This window comes from Neoasaia chiangmaiensis (assembly GCF_002005465.1).
Taxonomy (GTDB): Bacteria; Pseudomonadota; Alphaproteobacteria; order Acetobacterales; family Acetobacteraceae; genus Neoasaia; species Neoasaia chiangmaiensis.
Genome location: NZ_CP014691.1, coordinates 1,031,124 through 1,046,974, shown reverse-complemented (window position 1 = coordinate 1,046,974; position 15,851 = coordinate 1,031,124). Strand labels below are relative to the sequence as shown.

18 protein-coding genes are annotated in these 15,851 nt (G+C 61.4%); 10 read left to right on the top strand and 8 right to left on the bottom strand.

The genetic code is table 11. The annotated features are described in order from the left end of the window. The first annotated feature begins 98 nt into the window (after positions 1 to 98). From pal to thiD, 6 genes are all read left to right on the top strand, one after another. The gene (pal, locus tag A0U93_RS04990) at positions 99 to 575 is read left to right on the top strand and encodes a peptidoglycan-associated lipoprotein Pal (RefSeq protein WP_077806371.1); all 477 of its coding nucleotides are present in this window, start codon (positions 99 to 101) and stop codon (positions 573 to 575) included. Positions 576 to 762: 187 nt separating this feature from the next. Further along, positions 763 to 1,617 (top strand): tetratricopeptide repeat protein, encoded by an 855-nt coding sequence (locus A0U93_RS04985; protein WP_077806370.1) that lies wholly within the window; start codon positions 763 to 765, stop codon positions 1,615 to 1,617. Then, positions 1,614 to 2,813 (top strand): tRNA lysidine(34) synthetase TilS, encoded by a 1,200-nt coding sequence (gene tilS / locus A0U93_RS04980; RefSeq protein ID WP_077806369.1) that lies wholly within the window; start codon positions 1,614 to 1,616, stop codon positions 2,811 to 2,813. The genes A0U93_RS04985 and tilS overlap by 4 nt, the downstream gene beginning before the upstream one ends. Positions 2,814 to 2,931: 118 nt before the next feature. Further along, entirely contained in the window at positions 2,932 to 4,851 is a 1,920-nt protein-coding gene (ftsH, locus tag A0U93_RS04975; protein ID WP_077806368.1) for an ATP-dependent zinc metalloprotease FtsH, read from the top strand. Between the two features lie 159 nt (positions 4,852 to 5,010). After that, positions 5,011 to 6,366 (top strand): phosphoglucosamine mutase, encoded by a 1,356-nt coding sequence (gene glmM, locus A0U93_RS04970; RefSeq protein ID WP_077808341.1) that lies wholly within the window; start codon positions 5,011 to 5,013, stop codon positions 6,364 to 6,366. 2 nt (positions 6,367 to 6,368) lie between these two features. After that, entirely contained in the window at positions 6,369 to 7,160 is a 792-nt protein-coding gene (gene thiD, locus A0U93_RS04965; RefSeq protein WP_077806367.1) for a bifunctional hydroxymethylpyrimidine kinase/phosphomethylpyrimidine kinase, read from the top strand. A 17-nt stretch (positions 7,161 to 7,177) separates the two neighbouring features. On the opposite strand, the gene A0U93_RS04960 is transcribed toward thiD, so the two are convergent. Beyond that, the gene (locus tag A0U93_RS04960; protein WP_077806366.1) at positions 7,178 to 7,906 is read right to left on the bottom strand and encodes a response regulator transcription factor; all 729 of its coding nucleotides are present in this window, start codon (positions 7,904 to 7,906) and stop codon (positions 7,178 to 7,180) included. Positions 7,907 to 8,047: 141 nt separating this feature from the next. Here A0U93_RS04960 and fliI point away from each other — a divergent pair, with 141 nt between their 5' ends. Continuing rightward, positions 8,048 to 9,430, top strand: coding sequence for a flagellar protein export ATPase FliI (gene fliI, locus A0U93_RS04955; protein WP_077806365.1), 1,383 nt, complete (start codon positions 8,048 to 8,050; stop codon positions 9,428 to 9,430). Continuing rightward, positions 9,427 to 9,843 (top strand): flagellar export protein FliJ, encoded by a 417-nt coding sequence (locus A0U93_RS04950; RefSeq protein ID WP_077806364.1) that lies wholly within the window; start codon positions 9,427 to 9,429, stop codon positions 9,841 to 9,843. Before fliI ends, A0U93_RS04950 begins: the two co-directional genes overlap by 4 nt. A gap of 28 nt (positions 9,844 to 9,871) precedes the next feature. Here A0U93_RS04950 and A0U93_RS04945 read toward each other — a convergent pair whose 3' ends face one another. From A0U93_RS04945 to A0U93_RS04935, 3 genes are read right to left on the bottom strand one after another with little or no spacing between them, the layout of a single operon-like run. Further along, a complete protein-coding gene (locus A0U93_RS04945) occupies positions 9,872 to 10,285 on the bottom strand; it encodes a hypothetical protein (protein WP_077806363.1) in 414 nt (137 codons plus the stop codon). Next, positions 10,282 to 10,797, bottom strand: a complete 516-nt coding sequence (locus A0U93_RS04940) for a hypothetical protein (protein ID WP_245825106.1) — start codon at positions 10,795 to 10,797, stop codon at positions 10,282 to 10,284. The genes A0U93_RS04945 and A0U93_RS04940 overlap by 4 nt, the downstream gene beginning before the upstream one ends. After that, positions 10,794 to 12,056 carry an aminopeptidase gene (locus A0U93_RS04935; protein WP_077808340.1) on the bottom strand — a complete coding sequence of 421 codons (1,263 nt, stop codon included), beginning with the start codon at positions 12,054 to 12,056 and terminating at the stop codon, positions 10,794 to 10,796. Before A0U93_RS04935 ends, A0U93_RS04940 begins: the two co-directional genes overlap by 4 nt. 120 nt (positions 12,057 to 12,176) lie before the next feature. Here A0U93_RS04935 and A0U93_RS04930 point away from each other — a divergent pair, with 120 nt between their 5' ends. Then, the gene (locus tag A0U93_RS04930) at positions 12,177 to 12,533 is read left to right on the top strand and encodes a hypothetical protein (RefSeq protein WP_245825105.1); all 357 of its coding nucleotides are present in this window, start codon (positions 12,177 to 12,179) and stop codon (positions 12,531 to 12,533) included. 27 nt (positions 12,534 to 12,560) lie between these two features. Continuing rightward, positions 12,561 to 13,358: a glycosyltransferase family protein gene (locus A0U93_RS04925; protein ID WP_077806360.1), complete on the top strand. Its 798-nt coding sequence runs from the start codon at positions 12,561 to 12,563 to the stop codon at positions 13,356 to 13,358. Between the two features lie 28 nt (positions 13,359 to 13,386). On the opposite strand, the gene A0U93_RS04920 is transcribed toward A0U93_RS04925, so the two are convergent. From A0U93_RS04920 to A0U93_RS04905, 4 genes are all read right to left on the bottom strand, one after another. Then, entirely contained in the window at positions 13,387 to 13,866 is a 480-nt protein-coding gene (locus A0U93_RS04920; protein ID WP_149026865.1) for a hypothetical protein, read from the bottom strand. Beyond that, a complete protein-coding gene (locus A0U93_RS04915) occupies positions 13,863 to 14,144 on the bottom strand; it encodes a hypothetical protein (protein WP_077808339.1) in 282 nt (93 codons plus the stop codon). Before A0U93_RS04915 ends, A0U93_RS04920 begins: the two co-directional genes overlap by 4 nt. A gap of 123 nt (positions 14,145 to 14,267) precedes the next feature. Further along, a complete protein-coding gene (locus tag A0U93_RS04910; RefSeq protein ID WP_077806358.1) occupies positions 14,268 to 15,329 on the bottom strand; it encodes a pyridoxal phosphate-dependent aminotransferase in 1,062 nt (353 codons plus the stop codon). After that, the gene (locus tag A0U93_RS04905) at positions 15,326 to 15,838 is read right to left on the bottom strand and encodes an ankyrin repeat domain-containing protein (protein ID WP_077806357.1); all 513 of its coding nucleotides are present in this window, start codon (positions 15,836 to 15,838) and stop codon (positions 15,326 to 15,328) included. Before A0U93_RS04905 ends, A0U93_RS04910 begins: the two co-directional genes overlap by 4 nt. Positions 15,839 to 15,851: the final 13 nt, after the last annotated feature.

The following is a 15,851-nucleotide window of genomic DNA, read 5'->3' as shown; positions in this document are numbered from 1 at the left end:
TCTAGAACGCGCAAGCAAAACGACGGCCGCGACCAGTCTTCACAATTTGGTTCACGCTTCCTGGTCCTGGGATGGGACTGTATTCAGGGTTGGCAGAAATGAATTTCAAGCTTATCGGCGCGCTCGGTCTTGCGGTCGTTCTTGCGGCATGCTCAAGCGACAAGAACACGGGTGCCACCACTGGTGCTGGCGCATCCGCTCAGGAAACCGGCGCTGCGCCGGGCAGTGAGGCGGATCTGGTCGCCAATGTCGGCGATCGCGTCTTCTTCGAACTGAACCAGAACTCGCTCTCCGACGACGCGAAGGCGACGCTGGACAAGCAGGCAGCCTGGCTTGCCCGTTATCCGCAGGTTAGCGTGCAGATCGCCGGTAACTGCGACGATCGCGGAACGGAAGAATACAACATCGCGCTGGGTCAGCGCCGTGCGAATGCTGCGCGCGACTATCTGGTCGCCAAAGGCGTTTCCCCGTCGCGTCTCAGCACCATCTCCTACGGCAAGGACCGTCCGACCGCCGATGGCGATGACGAGCAGTCCTGGTCGCAGAACCGCAACGCGATCACGTCGGTCAAGTAAGACCGATCACGCGCTTATTGCGTTGATGATGTTTGGCGGACCGGCCAGTGCTTATGCGCTGGCCGGTTTTGCTTTATCTGGAGACTCGCCTGCCGGAATATTCGCATGTTGTCGGCGGATTCCGGGCGGGCCGAGCGCCGGTATTTTCGGTGCTTGAGATGACAGGGCCTTGCGTGAAGGGTGCGCTATGCGACGAGCCGTTTCCTATCGATTCCATTTCCTTGCAACGGCGGCGGCCGTCATGCTGGTTGCCGGGGGCATGTCCGATGCACGGGCGCAGCAGATCACCAGTCGTGAAGGCATCGCACTTCAGAACCAGATTCAGCAATTGAATCAGCAGATCGGTCAGCTGCAAGCCGCAGGTGGCAATATCACCGCGACGCCTGCCCCGACGAGCGGTGGGGGACAGAGCGGCGATCTCGTGGCGCAGTTGCTTGATAGAGTCTCGGCGCTGGAGGCGCAGAATCGTGAAATGCGCGGTCAGCTCGATCAGTTGACCAATCAGGTGCAGCAGCAGAACGCCACCATGTCGAAGCAGATTTCCGACATGCAGTTCGCTGCCCAGAACGGTGGTGGTGGTGCTGCTGCTGCCCCAGCCGCGGCAGCGGGCGGCGACACGCCGGCGGCCCCTGCGGCGCCCACGCCGGCCAAGCCGCGAACGGCCGCCGATCTCCTGCAGGCCGGTCAGTCGGCATTGCGTGGTGGCGACTATGCGACCGCGCAGAGCGACGCGCAGCAGGCGTTGAAGTCCGCGAAGTCTGCACAGGGCAAGATGGATGCGCAGTTCCTGCTTGCCCAATCGATGGCCGGGCAGAAGCAATATCGCGATTCGGCCGTGGCTTATTACGATGCCTATAACCGTGCGCCTCATTCGCCACGGGCGCAGGAGGCACTGCTGGGCGTTTCGGCTTCCATGCTGGCGTTGGGTGATAAACACTCGGCGTGCGAGGCGCTTGCAAAACTTCATATGGAGTTTCCACAGCCTTCGCCCCGCGTAAAAACCGCCGCGGCATCGTTCAAGACGCGCGCAGCCTGCCATTGAGCGAGGGTGCGATCCAGGCGGCGGAGTTTGCTGTCTGGATGCAGGAGTTCGAGCCTTTCCCGGCTGATGATGCCGATTATCCGATCGCAGTTGCCGTCTCCGGCGGTGCCGACAGTTTGTGTCTGGCATGGCTGGCACGGCGATGGCGTCGCCATGTGGTCGGGTTGATTGTCGATCATGGATTGCGTGCCGAGTCGTCGGATGAAGCACATCGAACGGCGGCTGTTCTCGATGGCTTTGGGATGGCCAGCCGGGTGTTGCCATTGACGGGATTAAGGCGTGATGGGGGCCTTCAGGAAGGTGCGCGTGCGGCCCGCTATCGGGCTCTGACCCGGGCTTGCCGGGAAGCGGGCTGTCTGGACCTGCTGATCGGCCACCATGCGGGAGACCAGGCCGAAACGGTGGCGATGCGGCAGCGCGCAGGCAGCTCAGCCTACGGGTTGGCCGGGATGGCGACATGTCGGGAACTGGCGGATTTGCGTCTTTTGCGCCCCTTGCTGCGGGTGTCTTCCGCGCGGTTGCGCGTGACGCTGCGGGAAGCAGGCATCGCGTGGGCAGAGGACCCGTCGAACCAGAACCGGCAGTTCGAGCGCGTGCGGGTGCGCCAGTCTCTCGGCACGCAGGATGTCTCGGCGTTGTGCCATATGGCGGGCGCTCACGCGCGTGAGCGTCAGGAGGACGAGGCCTGCCGCCTTGAGGAGGCAGCGGAGCGGATCGTCTTTCACCCGGGGGGCTTTTTCCTTCTGCCAGCTGACCTTTGCGGTCCGGTATTGCTGGGTCTGCTGTGGCAGGTGTTGTCCGGACGCGCCTATCCGCCTGCGCGGCGAATCATGTCGGCGCTACTGAAGATGCCGAAAGCTTGCACCCTGCATGGCGTGACGTTGCGGAAGGCCGGGCGGCTGGGGCCGGGCTGGGTGTTATGTCGGGAGGCGCAGGCCATGGAAAGTGCTGTTCAGGCGGTGGATGGCGCAATCTGGGATGGGCGCTGGCAGTTGCGATCGGCGGGAACAGCGACAGGCATGGTCGTCTCGGCAGTCGGGCATGATGGCGGCAATACGGGCTTGCCGTTTGCGGTTCGGCGGACATTGCCGGCATTGCGCGCCGTATCCGGCGCCGCGCCGCATGACGCCCGGTTCGACTTTATTCGCCCAATGGCGGTGTTTTCGGGCTCGTTCTGGTCCCTCGCGGCGCAATAGTCACGGAAAACGTGCATGACAGGGTGGGAACGTCCGGGTTTATGCTTATGTTAAACATATTCTGACAGTGGCATGGCCTGGTGCCGCGCCATACGCGCTTGAAACGATAGAGACCACGATGAACAATTTTGGCCGCAACCTTGCGCTCTGGGTAATTATCATCGTTCTGCTGATGCTGCTTTTTACGGCATTTCAGCCGGGCGGTAGCCAGCATGCGTCTCAACAACTCGCCTATTCCGATTTCGTGACGGACGTGGATCATAACCGGGTGCGCTCGGTCGTGGTGCAGGACCAGAACATCTCCGGCACGCTGACCGATGGTACGTCCTTCGAGACGTATTCGCCGCAGGACCCCACGTTGATCTCGCGTCTGACGAGCAAGAACGTCGAGGTCGTGGCCAAGCCGCTCGATACGGAAGGCAGCCCGCTTCTGCGTTATGTCCTGAACTATCTGCCGATCCTGCTGATGCTGGGCGTGGGCGTTCTGTTCTTCCGGCAGATGCAGTCGGGTAGCGGGCGTGCCATGGGTTTTGGCAAGTCGCGTGCGCGGTTGCTGACGGAAAAGCAGGGTCGCGTGACGTTCGACGACGTAGCCGGCATTGACGAAGCGAAGTCCGAATTGCAGGAGATCGTCGACTTTCTGAAAGATCCGCAGAAGTTCACGCGGCTGGGTGGCAAGATTCCGAAGGGCGCACTGCTTGTCGGCCCTCCCGGCACGGGCAAGACCTTGCTGGCGCGGGCCATTGCGGGTGAGGCCAACGTGCCGTTCTTTACGATTTCCGGCTCGGATTTCGTGGAAATGTTCGTGGGTGTGGGCGCGTCGCGTGTGCGTGACATGTTCGAACAGGGCAAGAAATCTGCTCCTTGCATCATCTTCATCGATGAAATCGATGCGGTCGGTCGTCATCGTGGCGCCGGTCTGGGTGGCGGCAATGACGAGCGCGAGCAGACGCTGAACCAGATGCTTGTCGAGATGGATGGTTTCGAAAGCAACGAGGGCGTAATCCTGATCGCGGCCACGAACCGTCCGGACGTGCTTGATCCGGCGCTGTTGCGGCCCGGTCGCTTCGACCGTCAGGTCGTGGTGCCCAATCCCGACGTGATGGGCCGTGAGCGCATTCTGCGCGTGCATATGCGCAAGGTGCCGTTGGCGAGCGATGTCGATCCGCGGGTGATCGCACGTGGCACCCCCGGTTTCTCCGGTGCCGATCTGGCCAACCTCGTCAACGAGGCAGCGCTGCTCGCAGCCCGGCTGGGCAAGCGTACCGTGGCGATGCTGGAGTTCGAAAACGCCAAGGACAAGGTGCTGATGGGAGCCGAGCGTCGTTCGCTGGTCATGAGCGACGATGAGAAGCGCATGACGGCCTATCATGAAGGCGGCCATGCCCTCTGCGCGATCCTGACGCCGGGTTGCGATCCGGTACACAAGGCGACGATCATCCCGCGCGGTCGTGCGCTGGGGCTGGTCATGAGCCTGCCGGAAGGCGATCGTTATTCGAAAAGCAAGTCGAAGTGCATGGCGGAACTGGTTCTGGCCATGGGCGGTCGTGCGGCGGAAGAGATCGTATTCGGCGCGGAGAATGTCTGCACGGGAGCATCCGGCGATATCAAGATGGCGACCGATCAGGCGCGTCGCATGATTACCGAATGGGGCATGAGCGAAAAGCTCGGCATGATTGCCTATGGCGACAATGGCCAGGAAGTCTTCCTCGGGCATTCCGTGACGCAGAACAAGAATGTCTCCGAGCAGACGGCAAGGGAGATCGATCGTGAAATCAAACAGTTGATCGATCATGCCTACCATACTGCTCATTCGCTGCTGCTATCGCGGATTGACGATCTGCATCGTCTGGCCAAGGCGCTGCTGGAATTCGAGACGCTGACCGGTGAGGAGATCGGCAAGGTCTTGCGTGGCGAGCCGATCGAGCGTGTCGTGGTGGACGATCCGGCGCCGGAAAACCGCCGGGCCTCCGTGCCGACAACGCGGCCGGGGGCGGGCGGTACTGGCGGGCTCGATCCTGCTCCACAGCCCAGCTGACTTTTGGGAACAAAGGGACTTTCGGGTCCCTTTTTTCTTTTCTACGGCCGTATGCGTGAGGCGGATTGCTTTTCGTGCATGTTTCGGCAAATTTCCGCCCCCAAGTCGTCGGGTTCGTCCCGGCGCTCCTGTGCTTTTGTCGGAGAGCGAATGATGAGCCTGCCCAAGTCCCGCAAGCTGTTCGGAACGGATGGGATCAGAGGCACGGCCAATCTGGCCCCGATGACCGTCGATATCGCGCAACGTCTTGGGCAGGCGGTGGGATTGTATTTCCAGCAAGGCGCGCATCGGCATCGCGTCGTGCTGGGCAAGGACACGCGACTTTCCGGCTATATGATCGAGTGCGCGCTGGTTTCCGGATTTCTGTCGGCCGGTATGGATGTGACGCTGGTCGGGCCGCTTCCCACCCCGGCCATCGCCATGCTGACGCGTTCGTTGCGCGCCGATCTAGGTGTCATGATTTCCGCATCGCATAATCCATTCGAGGACAATGGAATCAAGTTGTTCGGGCCGAATGGCTTCAAGCTGTCGGACGCGGCGGAGGAAGAGATCGAGGCCCTGATGCGTGAGGATCTGACGGGTCGTCTTGCGCAGCCGGCACTGGTTGGCCGAGCGTCACGACTTAACGACGCGGCTGGTCGTTATATCGAGAATGCCAAGGCGTCCTTTCCGCGTGGGTTGCGTCTGGACGGACTGAAGATCGTCATCGACTGTGCGAACGGTTCCGCCTATCGCGTGGCGCCGACGGCGTTGTGGGAACTGGGTGCGGAGGTCGTTCGCATCGGGTGCGAGCCGGACGGCATCAATATCAACGATGGTTGTGGCTCAACGCGGCCGGAGAAGCTCTGTCAGGCGGTCGTCGAACATGGCGCGCAGCTTGGTATCGCGCTGGATGGGGACGCCGATCGCGTCATCATCAGTGACGAGCGTGGCGAGATCGTTGACGGAGACCAGATTCTGGCCCTGATTGCGCGTTCCTGGCATGAGCGCGGTAGCCTCCGCACAGGAAATGTGGTGGCGACTGTCATGTCCAATCTGGGGCTGGAGCGCTATCTGGAAAGTCAGGGGTTGACCTTGTTGCGCACGGCGGTCGGCGATCGGTATGTCGTCGAGAGGATGCGCGAAATCGGCGCCAATCTCGGTGGCGAACAGTCAGGACATATGGTGTTGTCGGACTATGCAACGACAGGCGATGGTCTGATCGCTGCTTTGCAGGTTCTGGCCGTGCTCGTGGAGACAGGGCGACCGGCAAGCGAGATATGCCGTGTGTTCCAGCCCTATCCGCAAATGTTGCGTAATGTCCGGTTCAGTGGACCGAGCCCCTTGGGATCGGCTGTGCTTGATGAGGCAAAGGCCAAGGTGGACGAACGCCTGAAGGGGCGCGGTCGACTTGTTCTGAGAGCCAGCGGAACAGAACCCTTGTTACGTGTAATGGTCGAGGCTGACGATCCGGCATTGGTGGAGGAATGCGTCACCAGAATGTGCGACGCCATTCTCAGCCTGACGCTGGCCTAGAAATGCGCGGTCGCGTTCTGATCGTCGCCGGCAGCGATTCCGGCGGTGGTGCTGGAATTCAGGCGGACATCAAGACGGTCACGGCACTGGGCGGTTATGCGGCGACGGCCGTTTCGGCTCTCACGGCCCAAAATACGCTGGGGGTGCAGGAGATCATGCGCGTGCCCCCTGCATTTGTTGCGCGTCAGATGCGATCCGTGCTCGACGATATCGGAGCAGACGTCATCAAGTTGGGCATGCTGCCGAATTCCGATGTTATCTCGGCGGTTGGGGACGTTCTCGCTGCTTTTCCATCCATTCCAGTCGTTCTGGACCCCGTCATGGTGGCGTCAAGCGGTGCGGCGTTGATGATGCCGGAGGCGCGAGAGACATTGAAGTCGCGTCTGATGCCCAGTGTGGCGTTGCTGACGCCGAATATTCCGGAGGCCGCGCTTTTGAGTGGTCGGGATATACGGACGATTGACGATATGGTGGAGGTGGGGCGTGCTCTAAGCGGCGCAGATGGTCCTGCCGTCCTAGTGAAGGGCGGCCACATGTCCGGCGACGTTCTGGTGGATGTGCTCGTCGAAGATGAAACGGTCGAGTTTTTTGAAGGCCAGCGGATTCAATCCCGAGCGACACATGGAACCGGATGCTCACTAGCGAGTGCGATTGCGACGGGTCTGGCGCAAGGTATGGCGATGCGTGATGCGATCGAACGGGCTCGTCGCTATGTACGGGCGGCGATCCAGACGGCATCTCCCATGGGTAACGGCGTCGTCGGACCCATGAACCATGGCGTCAGTCTGTCCTGAATTCCGGGATTCTGTCCTCATGCTGACATGGATGCCAGCATGGGGGCGGCCGGCATCATCTCAGCTTCAACCGTACGTTCCTCCCGGAGAACGTAGCCGCGTCCCCAGACCGTGGTAATAAGGTTGCCGGCGCCTTTGACCTGTAGCTTGCGACGTAGCTTGCAGATGAACACATCGATGATTTTCATCTCCGGCTCATCGATGCCGCCGTAGAGGTGATTGAGAAATGCATCTTTCGTCAGTACAGCGCCGCGTCTCAGAACGAGCAGTTCAAGAATGGCATATTCCTTGCCGGTAAGGTGAACTGGCGCGCCATTGACCAGGGCTTCCTTGGCGTTCAGGTCGATTTCAAGCGGCCCGATGGCCACGCGTGCGGCGCTCAGTCCGCGTGAACGACGCAGCACAGCCTGCAGTCGGGCAATAAGTTCGCCGGTATCGAAGGGTTTAGTCATGTAATCGTCGACGCCGACACCGAACGCCTTGATCTTCGCCTGGGGACGGGTGAGGCTGCTGAGAATGAGGATTGGCGTCGTGATGCGCGCCTGTCGTGCCTGACGAATGACATCGTAACCTTCGATATCGTTCAGCATGAGCTCCAGCACCGTAATGTCATAATCGTAGTGCCGGAGCATCTCCAGAGCTTCCCGTCCTGACGCCGTGTGATCCACGGTGAAACCACTGCCGCGCATGATCTGAATAAGGCTCATGGCGATGTTGAGATCGCTGTCGACGAGAAGGGCGCGCATAGTGGCAACTCCGAAGTTTGTTGATAAACGGTTACCACCCAAGGTTGCATATCGCAACGAGAATTGTTGCGCAGGAAGAAAATTATTTTCAGCACGCTTTTTTTAACCGGATATTAAAAAAGCTGCGGCAAAAAACCGGGAATGAGCGACGACCCTTTATTCGCCAGTCTGCAGAAGATTTTTGACGAGTTGAACGCGGCCGTGACGCTTGCCGAAGTCGTAAGCGTCATCGGGGAGGTCCGGGAAATCCTGGGTCTTTGCGCGACCGTCGATGGCTTGAACGATTCTCTTTCCATCGGCGATCGTGTGTCGCTCTACGCGCGGGATGGTACCAGAATACCCGCAGAGGTTGTGGGTTTTCGGGATAACAGTGCATCGCTAATGGCATTTGCGGCGCTTGATGGCGTGGGGCCTGGTTCCGAAGCGCGGCTATGTATCGATCCCGGTGCGCCGAAGCGCGGTTTGTATATCGATGATGCCTGGCTCGGGCGGGTGATCGATCCGCTTGGCAACGCGATCGACGGGAAAGGACCTCTCCGTCTCAATTCGCGGTGGCGATCAACCGTTACGTCCCCGCCATTGGCGACAACGCGGGCGCGCCTGGGGCCGAGAATGAATCTTGGCGTTCGTGCTCTGGATGCGTTCACCACATGTCGGATCGGGCAGCGGCTTGGTTTGTTCGCGGGGTCGGGCGTTGGAAAATCGACGCTTCTGTCCATGTTGGCGCGGCAGGCCGATTGCGATGTTGCAGTAATCGCATTGGTCGGCGAGCGCGGGAGGGAAGTCCGTGAATTCATTGAAGACGACCTTGGGGCGGAGGGCCTCAAGCGCAGCGTCGTGGTTATTGCGACATCCGATTCGCCGCCCTTGATGCGTCGGGAGGCAGCCTATGCCGCCATGGCCATCGCCGAATATTTTCGCGATCAGGGGAAGTCTGTGTTGCTGCTCATGGATAGCGTGACGCGTTTCTGCCTCGCATTGCGTGAGATCGGCCTGTCTGCCGGCGAACCGCCAGCAACGAGAGGTTATCCGCCATCCGTCTTCGCAACGCTCCCGGCGTTGCTGGAACGAGCTGGACCCGGCGCCGTCGGACAGGACGGGAAAGCAGGATTCATCACGGCGTTGTTCACGGTTCTGGTCGAAGGGGACGATCACAATGAGCCGGTGGCCGATGCGGTGCGTGGCATCCTCGATGGCCATATCGTTCTGGATCGCAAGATCGGTGAGGCCGGCCGCTATCCGGCAATCGATGTTCTGAAATCGCTCTCACGCTCCGTGCCGGGATGCAACTCGGCGGCGGAAAACAGCATGATGCGTCGGGCAAGGGCCATCATGGCAAATTATGAAAGGATGGCCGATATGATCCGGCTTGGTGCCTACAAACAGGGTACGGACCCCGCTATCGACGAGGCGATCGTTCTGATGCCGGCGTTAACGGCGTTCCTGACCCAGGACTGGAATGAGACGGCGACCATTGAGGGCAGTTTCAACGCGCTGCGCAACATTCTGGGAGAGGTCGCATGAATCTTGGTCCCCTCGAAACATTGATGAGCTTGCGCAAACGGGAACTGGAAAAGACTGAGCGGGATCTGGCGATGGCTGTTGCCGTGGAGAAGATGGCGAGTGACGCGGTGAAGGATGCCGAGCAGCGCTATCTTGAAGAACGGGAATTTGCGTCCCGTCCTGAATGTGACGATTTCGTCGTCAGTGCCTTCGCGCAGTGGATGCCGCAGGGGCGGGCCACTATTCGCGCCGCGCGACAGAACGAACAACGGGCTGCTGCCGATCGTGCACTGGCTCAGACGGCTATGAGCATGGCGCGGGCTGCCCATCGGGCAGTCGAGATCGTTTATGACGAACGCCGCGCCGAGGTTCGTCGTGCCGAATTACGCAAGGAACAACAGCAGATCGACGAACTCTGGCGCCCGTCGGCGTGATGCGACGACGGGCCGGGCGGATGGCGTCTCAGTCGCGTGGTGAAAGCAGCGCCATCAGATGGTCTGTCGTGCCGATCAGGACGCAGACGACCGGATGCTCCCTGTCGCGCACGAAGGAAAGATTGACGCTGCCGTTCTCCGTAAAAAGATCGCTGGGGCAGGTGATTGTTGCCGAGACTTCTCCAGCAGATTGCGTGGCCAGTGTGGTGGCCGCGTGGGAAAGAAGGCGATGGGCAGCGCCCTCGAGCGAACGAAGGATCTTGCGAGGGTCGTCAATTCCATAACGGTCTTCCAGTTCGAGCCAGCCGAGGGCGGTGACGAAAACGGGAATGCCATCAGGGGGTGTCTGCTGTTCGGCGCGTCGGATCGCGCCGGTATTCGCCAGTTCGACGATATCGAGTACCGGAAGCGTATTGGGGTCCAACTGGATGCTGTTGCTCATTGCGTGGCGCCGGGAGGTTGACCCATTGCCTGCATCAGGGCCGTGACATCCTGCGGATGAGCGTGGAAAAGAGCGATATTCGCAGGATTGGGGTGTGGAAGGTCGGGCGGCAACTGCTGCCCGTTCGTGGCGGCCAGTGTCATGCCGAATGCCGTCATTCCCATGACGAAGCTGTCCACGGAAAATCCGTGTGCAGCGAGTATGTTGGGCAATCCGGGAATGCCACGCATGGTCTCGATCGTCTGATGCAGGTCCATGCCGGCTGAACTGGGCGGCTGGATGCCCGCGCCTTGCAGCGCCATCAAGGTGTCGCGTGCGCGGGTCAGGAAATCCTGCGGAAGCGGGTAGGCCATGCCGCGCGCAATGTCGGCGCGCATGGCGGGGGTCAACTGCTGCGGCAGTGCCTGCTGTTCGGCGCCGGGGGGCATGGTGGACGGATCGGTCTCCTGCGCGAGAGCGACGGGCGTTGCGCTCAACGCCATAATGCAGGTTGCGAGGGCGATATGCTTCACGATTGCACCCATTCACCGGCACGCATCAGCGGCGTTGCATGGCCGTTGGCGTCCAGGCCATCGAGATTGATCTGGTCCGAACCGATCATCCAGTCGATATGGATCAGGCTTTCGTTCGCGCCGCGTGCGTTCAGTGCGGCGGCGTCCTGACCTTCGGTGTCGAAGAGGCATTTCGTATAGGCCTGGCCGAGCGCGATGTGGCTGGCGGCGTTTTCGTCGAACAGCGTATTACGAAAGAGGATACCGGTCTGGGAAATAGGGGATGAGTGCGGGACCAGCGCGACTTCGCCCAGTCTGGCTGCGCCGTCGTCGGTTTCCAGAATGCGTTGCAGAACATTTTCCCCGCGCGACGCATGGGCTTCGATGATGCGTCCCTCCGCGAAGCGGACCTGGATATCGTCGATCAGCGTTCCCTGATGGAATAATGGCTTGGTGCTGCGGACGTGCCCCTCGACCCGACGGCAATGCGGCGTGGTGAACACCTCCTCCGTCGGGATATTGGGGTTGCATTCGATCCCCGTGGTCGTGTTTTCCGAGCCGCCGGCCCATGCGTGTCCCTCGGCGAGTCCGACCTTGAGGTCCGTGCCGGGACCTGTGAAACGCAGGGAATCGAAGCGCGCTTCGTTCAGGTATCTGGCCTTGGCGTGAAGAAGGGCGTTATGGGCGCGCCAGACTTTGACCGGATCGGGGACATCGACGCGGGAGGCCTTGAAGATGGCGTTCCAGAGTGCGGCCTGTGCCTGATCCTCGGCCATGTCCGGAAAGACCTGCTGTGCCCAGGCGGGCGTGGCGTAGGCGATGATGTTCCAGTTCGTCGCGAAGCTGGTAATCACCTCCATCGCCGGACGGTTGACCGCGGAGGCGGCGCGGTTGGCGCGTGAGACATGTGCGGGGTTCTGCGCGCTGAGCAGCGTCGGGTCGCTACCTGTGATCGCCATGCGCGCCGCGCCCTGGCGGAAAGCGTCGGCCATCCCGTTGGCAAGCCAGGCGGAAGCCGTGTCGAATGTTTCTTCCGCGCCGTGCTGGAAGCGCGCAAGTGTGGCGGCATCGTCGGCGTAGAGTGTCGTCACGAGGCTGGCGCCCTGGCGGTAGGCGTGTTCGGTGATGCGGCGCACGAGCGGCACGGCATCGAGCGGCGCCGTAATGACGAGCTGCTGCCCTTTCTGGATGTTGAGACCGATGCGCACGGCCACGTCGCCCAGCTTGTCGAGCAATGTGGGGTCCGGCGCGAAAGGACGAGGAGAAGCCTGAACGGACATGGTCGTGCCTTCTGCCAGTAGAACGATATTGCGCCTGTTATGAGCCGCCTCGGCGTTTATGGGAAGCCGTCCGTCTTGCGGCAAGGAAGGTACGAACCGACATCATGAGAGATGAGACGGGTGAAGCGCGTTATCGATGATCGCACAGGATCGGCGCTTCCAGCGTCCACCGTTTGCGTGCTTTGCGGACGGATCATCCCGCAGCATGCGCGCGCGTCGCGCCATCATCTCGTGCCGAAGCTGCGGGGAGGGGCGCGGGGCGACGCGCCGATGCTGCATCAGGTCTGCCATGCGGCCATTCATGCACGTTTCAGTGAGGCGGAGCTGGCGCGATATTTCTCAGACCCTGTCGCGTTAAGGGACGATCCCGACTTGCGGCGGTTCATCGCCTGGGTCAGTCGTAAACCCGATGATTTCCATGCGCCGACCCGGCGATCGCGCCACAAGAAAGGGCCGCATCGGGGGCGGGGCGCATAACCGGCGAAAATCGTGTAGTGACGAGGGATGCAGCCCGGTCTCTTCAGCTTCGGTTCGCCCGTCGGGCAGGCGCCATACGATGTGGGTGTTGTCATGCCCAGTCTGCTGCGTCCCAGCCTTTTTCAGGCGCTATCCTCGGTGTTCCGGCAGGATGTTGCGGGGCGCGTGCAGGTTCTGATCGGTGTGGACCAGTTCCCTGACGATAACTCTGGGTTGCGAATGATTGAGGCGGCTTGCCGGCACTGTCCTGCCGGGTGGTCGGTCCAGTTGCTGTGGCCGGGTTATTCGACATCCGTAAGGCATGGGGGTGTGACGGCGGCGCGTGACGGTGGGGCGTTGCGCAACATCCTGAGCCTGATGGCGAATGCGCCGCGCATTGCGTATCTTGACGACGACAACTGGTGGCGGGCGGATCATCTGTCCGGTCTGCTTTCCGCCATTGAGGGGCATGACTGGGCATGGTCGCGGCGCTGGTTCGTGCATCCGCGCAGTTTGCGCCCGGTCTGCGTCGATCAATGGGAGTCCGTGGGGCCTGATGCCGGCATATTCGCTGAGCGGCAAGGCGGTTTCGTCGACCCGAATTGTCTGATGATCGACCGGCAGCGCGCGGTGGATGTGCTGACGTGCTGGAATACGCCGCTGTCCGGGGATCTTACGGGCATGACGGCGGATCGGCACGTGTTTCAGGCGTTGAGGACGCGTCCGGGCCGCTGTAGTGCCCTGGACAGTGCCTATTATGTCGTGCGGGAGAGTGACTCCATGCATCCGTTTCGTCAGAGAATGATGGGCGCATTGTGGGCGGTGGCCGACGGCTGGCGCGGTTAGCGCACCCGTTTGCCGCAAGGAATGGCTTTTATGGCGTTATCTGCGTGTTGTGGATGCTGTAGGTTTTCTGTCCGCTGCTGGCGGGCAGCGTGACCTTCAGGGTCTCGCCGAGCGTGCTGATATGGGCATGGTCCCGGCAGGTGCCGAATGTCCGCGTTTGCTTCGGTGTCGGCACCAGGGAGATCACGCGGTATTTCACGGGACAGGCATTGCCCGCATAGCGTTGTTTGATAACGGCGTAGGGATGGCTGTTGGCGGTGTAGATGCCAAGCACGGACAGTTCCGCGTCACTCCGATCGGAAAAAAGCGGTGTTCCGTTGACGACGACCGTGTGGCCGCCGTCCGCAGGGTGGGTGATGTCCACTGAATGGCCGAACGCGCTGGCGCTTTTGCGCGCTTCGTTATCCGCGGCGAGTGCGTGACCGCCGATCAGTGCGATCACGCTCATTCGGATGATCGCACGCGGGCAGGAAGCCAGCATCCGACGTATTCCTGCTGGTCCCGTCATGACTGTGGACGGCGCGGGCGACGCGGCGCGCTCGAATCGCCGGCGCGGGAGGGCATGTTCTGACGTTCAGCGGCGCGTGCCGCACTTTGCCGTTCGGCGGTGCGCAGTTCGGTCTCGAGTTCACGGATGCGACGCTGGACGCTCTGGCGAAGGGCCGGCGAGGTCTGCGGCTTCATGGACGCCAGAGTTTCCTTGAGTTCGCGGAGTTGTTTCTGCTTTTCCGTTGTATTGCGCCGGATGGGCTGATTGTCCGAAAGCTGTCCGTTGTATGCACGCATGGTCTTGGTCCGTCGAAATAAAAAGAGGCGGGAACACGTGTCTTCGCCACCCATGAGAAGATGGGGTTCGAAGTGTAGTTTCCTACCCTGTCGTTAATTGCCAATCGGTTAACGCCGATCGGTTCAGAAGGTGCGGAAATCATCCAGTGCCGACAGAAGGCGGCCGCTGTCCTGATTCGTACCGATGGAGATGCGCAGCCAGTTCTGGATGCGCGGGTGGCTCAGCCGCCGGACGATGATATGCCGGTCGCGGAGGTGTTGCTGGATATCCGTCGCGCGATGCGTCGGATGTTGCACGAGAATGAAGTTCGCACATGATGGCAGAACATGAAACCCGCGATCGTTCAGCGACGCCGCAAGCTGGGCGCGCGTTTCGATGACGCGTCCCGTGGCCTCGTTCAGCCATGTCGTGTCTTCAAGGGCCGCGGCGGCGCCAATCTGGGCGAGGCGATCGAGAGGATAGGAATTGAAGCTGTCCTTGACGCGCGTCAGGCCTTCGATCAGGTCGGGATGGCCGATGGCATAGCCGACGCGCAGCCCGGCCAGGGCGCGGGATTTCGATACCGTCTGAACGACGAGGATATTGTCGTGACGGTGCGTGAGCGAGACGGCGGATTGCGCGCCGAAATCGACATAGGCCTCATCGACGATGATCGTGCTGTCCGGCTGGGCAACCGCGAGTCGCTCGATGTCCTCGGCCGGCAGGGCGATGCCCGTATTGGCGTTGGGATTGGCGATGGCGATGCCGCCGCAGGTGCCCGTATAATCATCCACATCGATCGAGAAATCCGACCGTAGGGGGATTTCCCGATAGGGTTGATCGAACAGGCCGCAATAGACGGGATAAAAGCCGTAGCTGACATCCGCGAAGAGCAGGGGCGCATCGTCACGAACCAGTCCGCGGAAGGCGTGGGCCAGCACTTCATCGGACCCGTTGCCGACGAAAACACGATCGGCTGTCGTGTCGAAACGGGCCGCAATCGCCTGTCGCAGCGCCATGGATGTGGGGTCTGGATAAAGGCGGAGCGTGTCGTCGCAGGCGGCCCGAATGGCTGCCAGGGCCTTCGGGCTGGGACCGTAGGGCAACTCGTTGGTGTTGAGCTTGAGAAGATCGAGGGCGGCGGGCTGTTCGCCCGGCACGTAAGGATCGAGCGATGCGACCCGCCGGTTCCAGAGACGGCTCACGAGGCGGCCTGCTGTGTCGTGAAGAGATCGCCGCGTCCCTGTCCTTCTGCCACGTCGCGTGCGGACACGCCTTCCGAATCAACGGCATCCGGATCGGCGCCGGCTGCGGCAAGCAGTTTCGCCATGTTGTCACGACCGAACATGACGGCGAACATCAGCGGGGTGCGACCGACGAGATTGTGGCGGTCGACATCGGCGCCATGGCCGATCAGCAGGCGCGCGAGATCCTCGTTGCCCTTGAAGGCAACGCCGGAAAGCGCGGTCGCGCCCTTGAGATCGCCGATGTTGGGATCGGCACCGCGCTCGAGCAGGAGGCGGGTCGCCTCGAGCTGGCCGTTATACGCGGCGACGATCAGCGGCGTGTAGCCGCGGCTGTCCTGCGTATCGATCGTCATGCCGGCGTCGAGGAACTGGGTCAGGAGGTCGATATCGCCTTGGCGCGCGGCGTCGATGAAGAGTGCCGTGATCTGTTCGGGCGTAAATCTGCCGGCGGGCGGATGGTCGTTCATGGCGCGTCTTTCG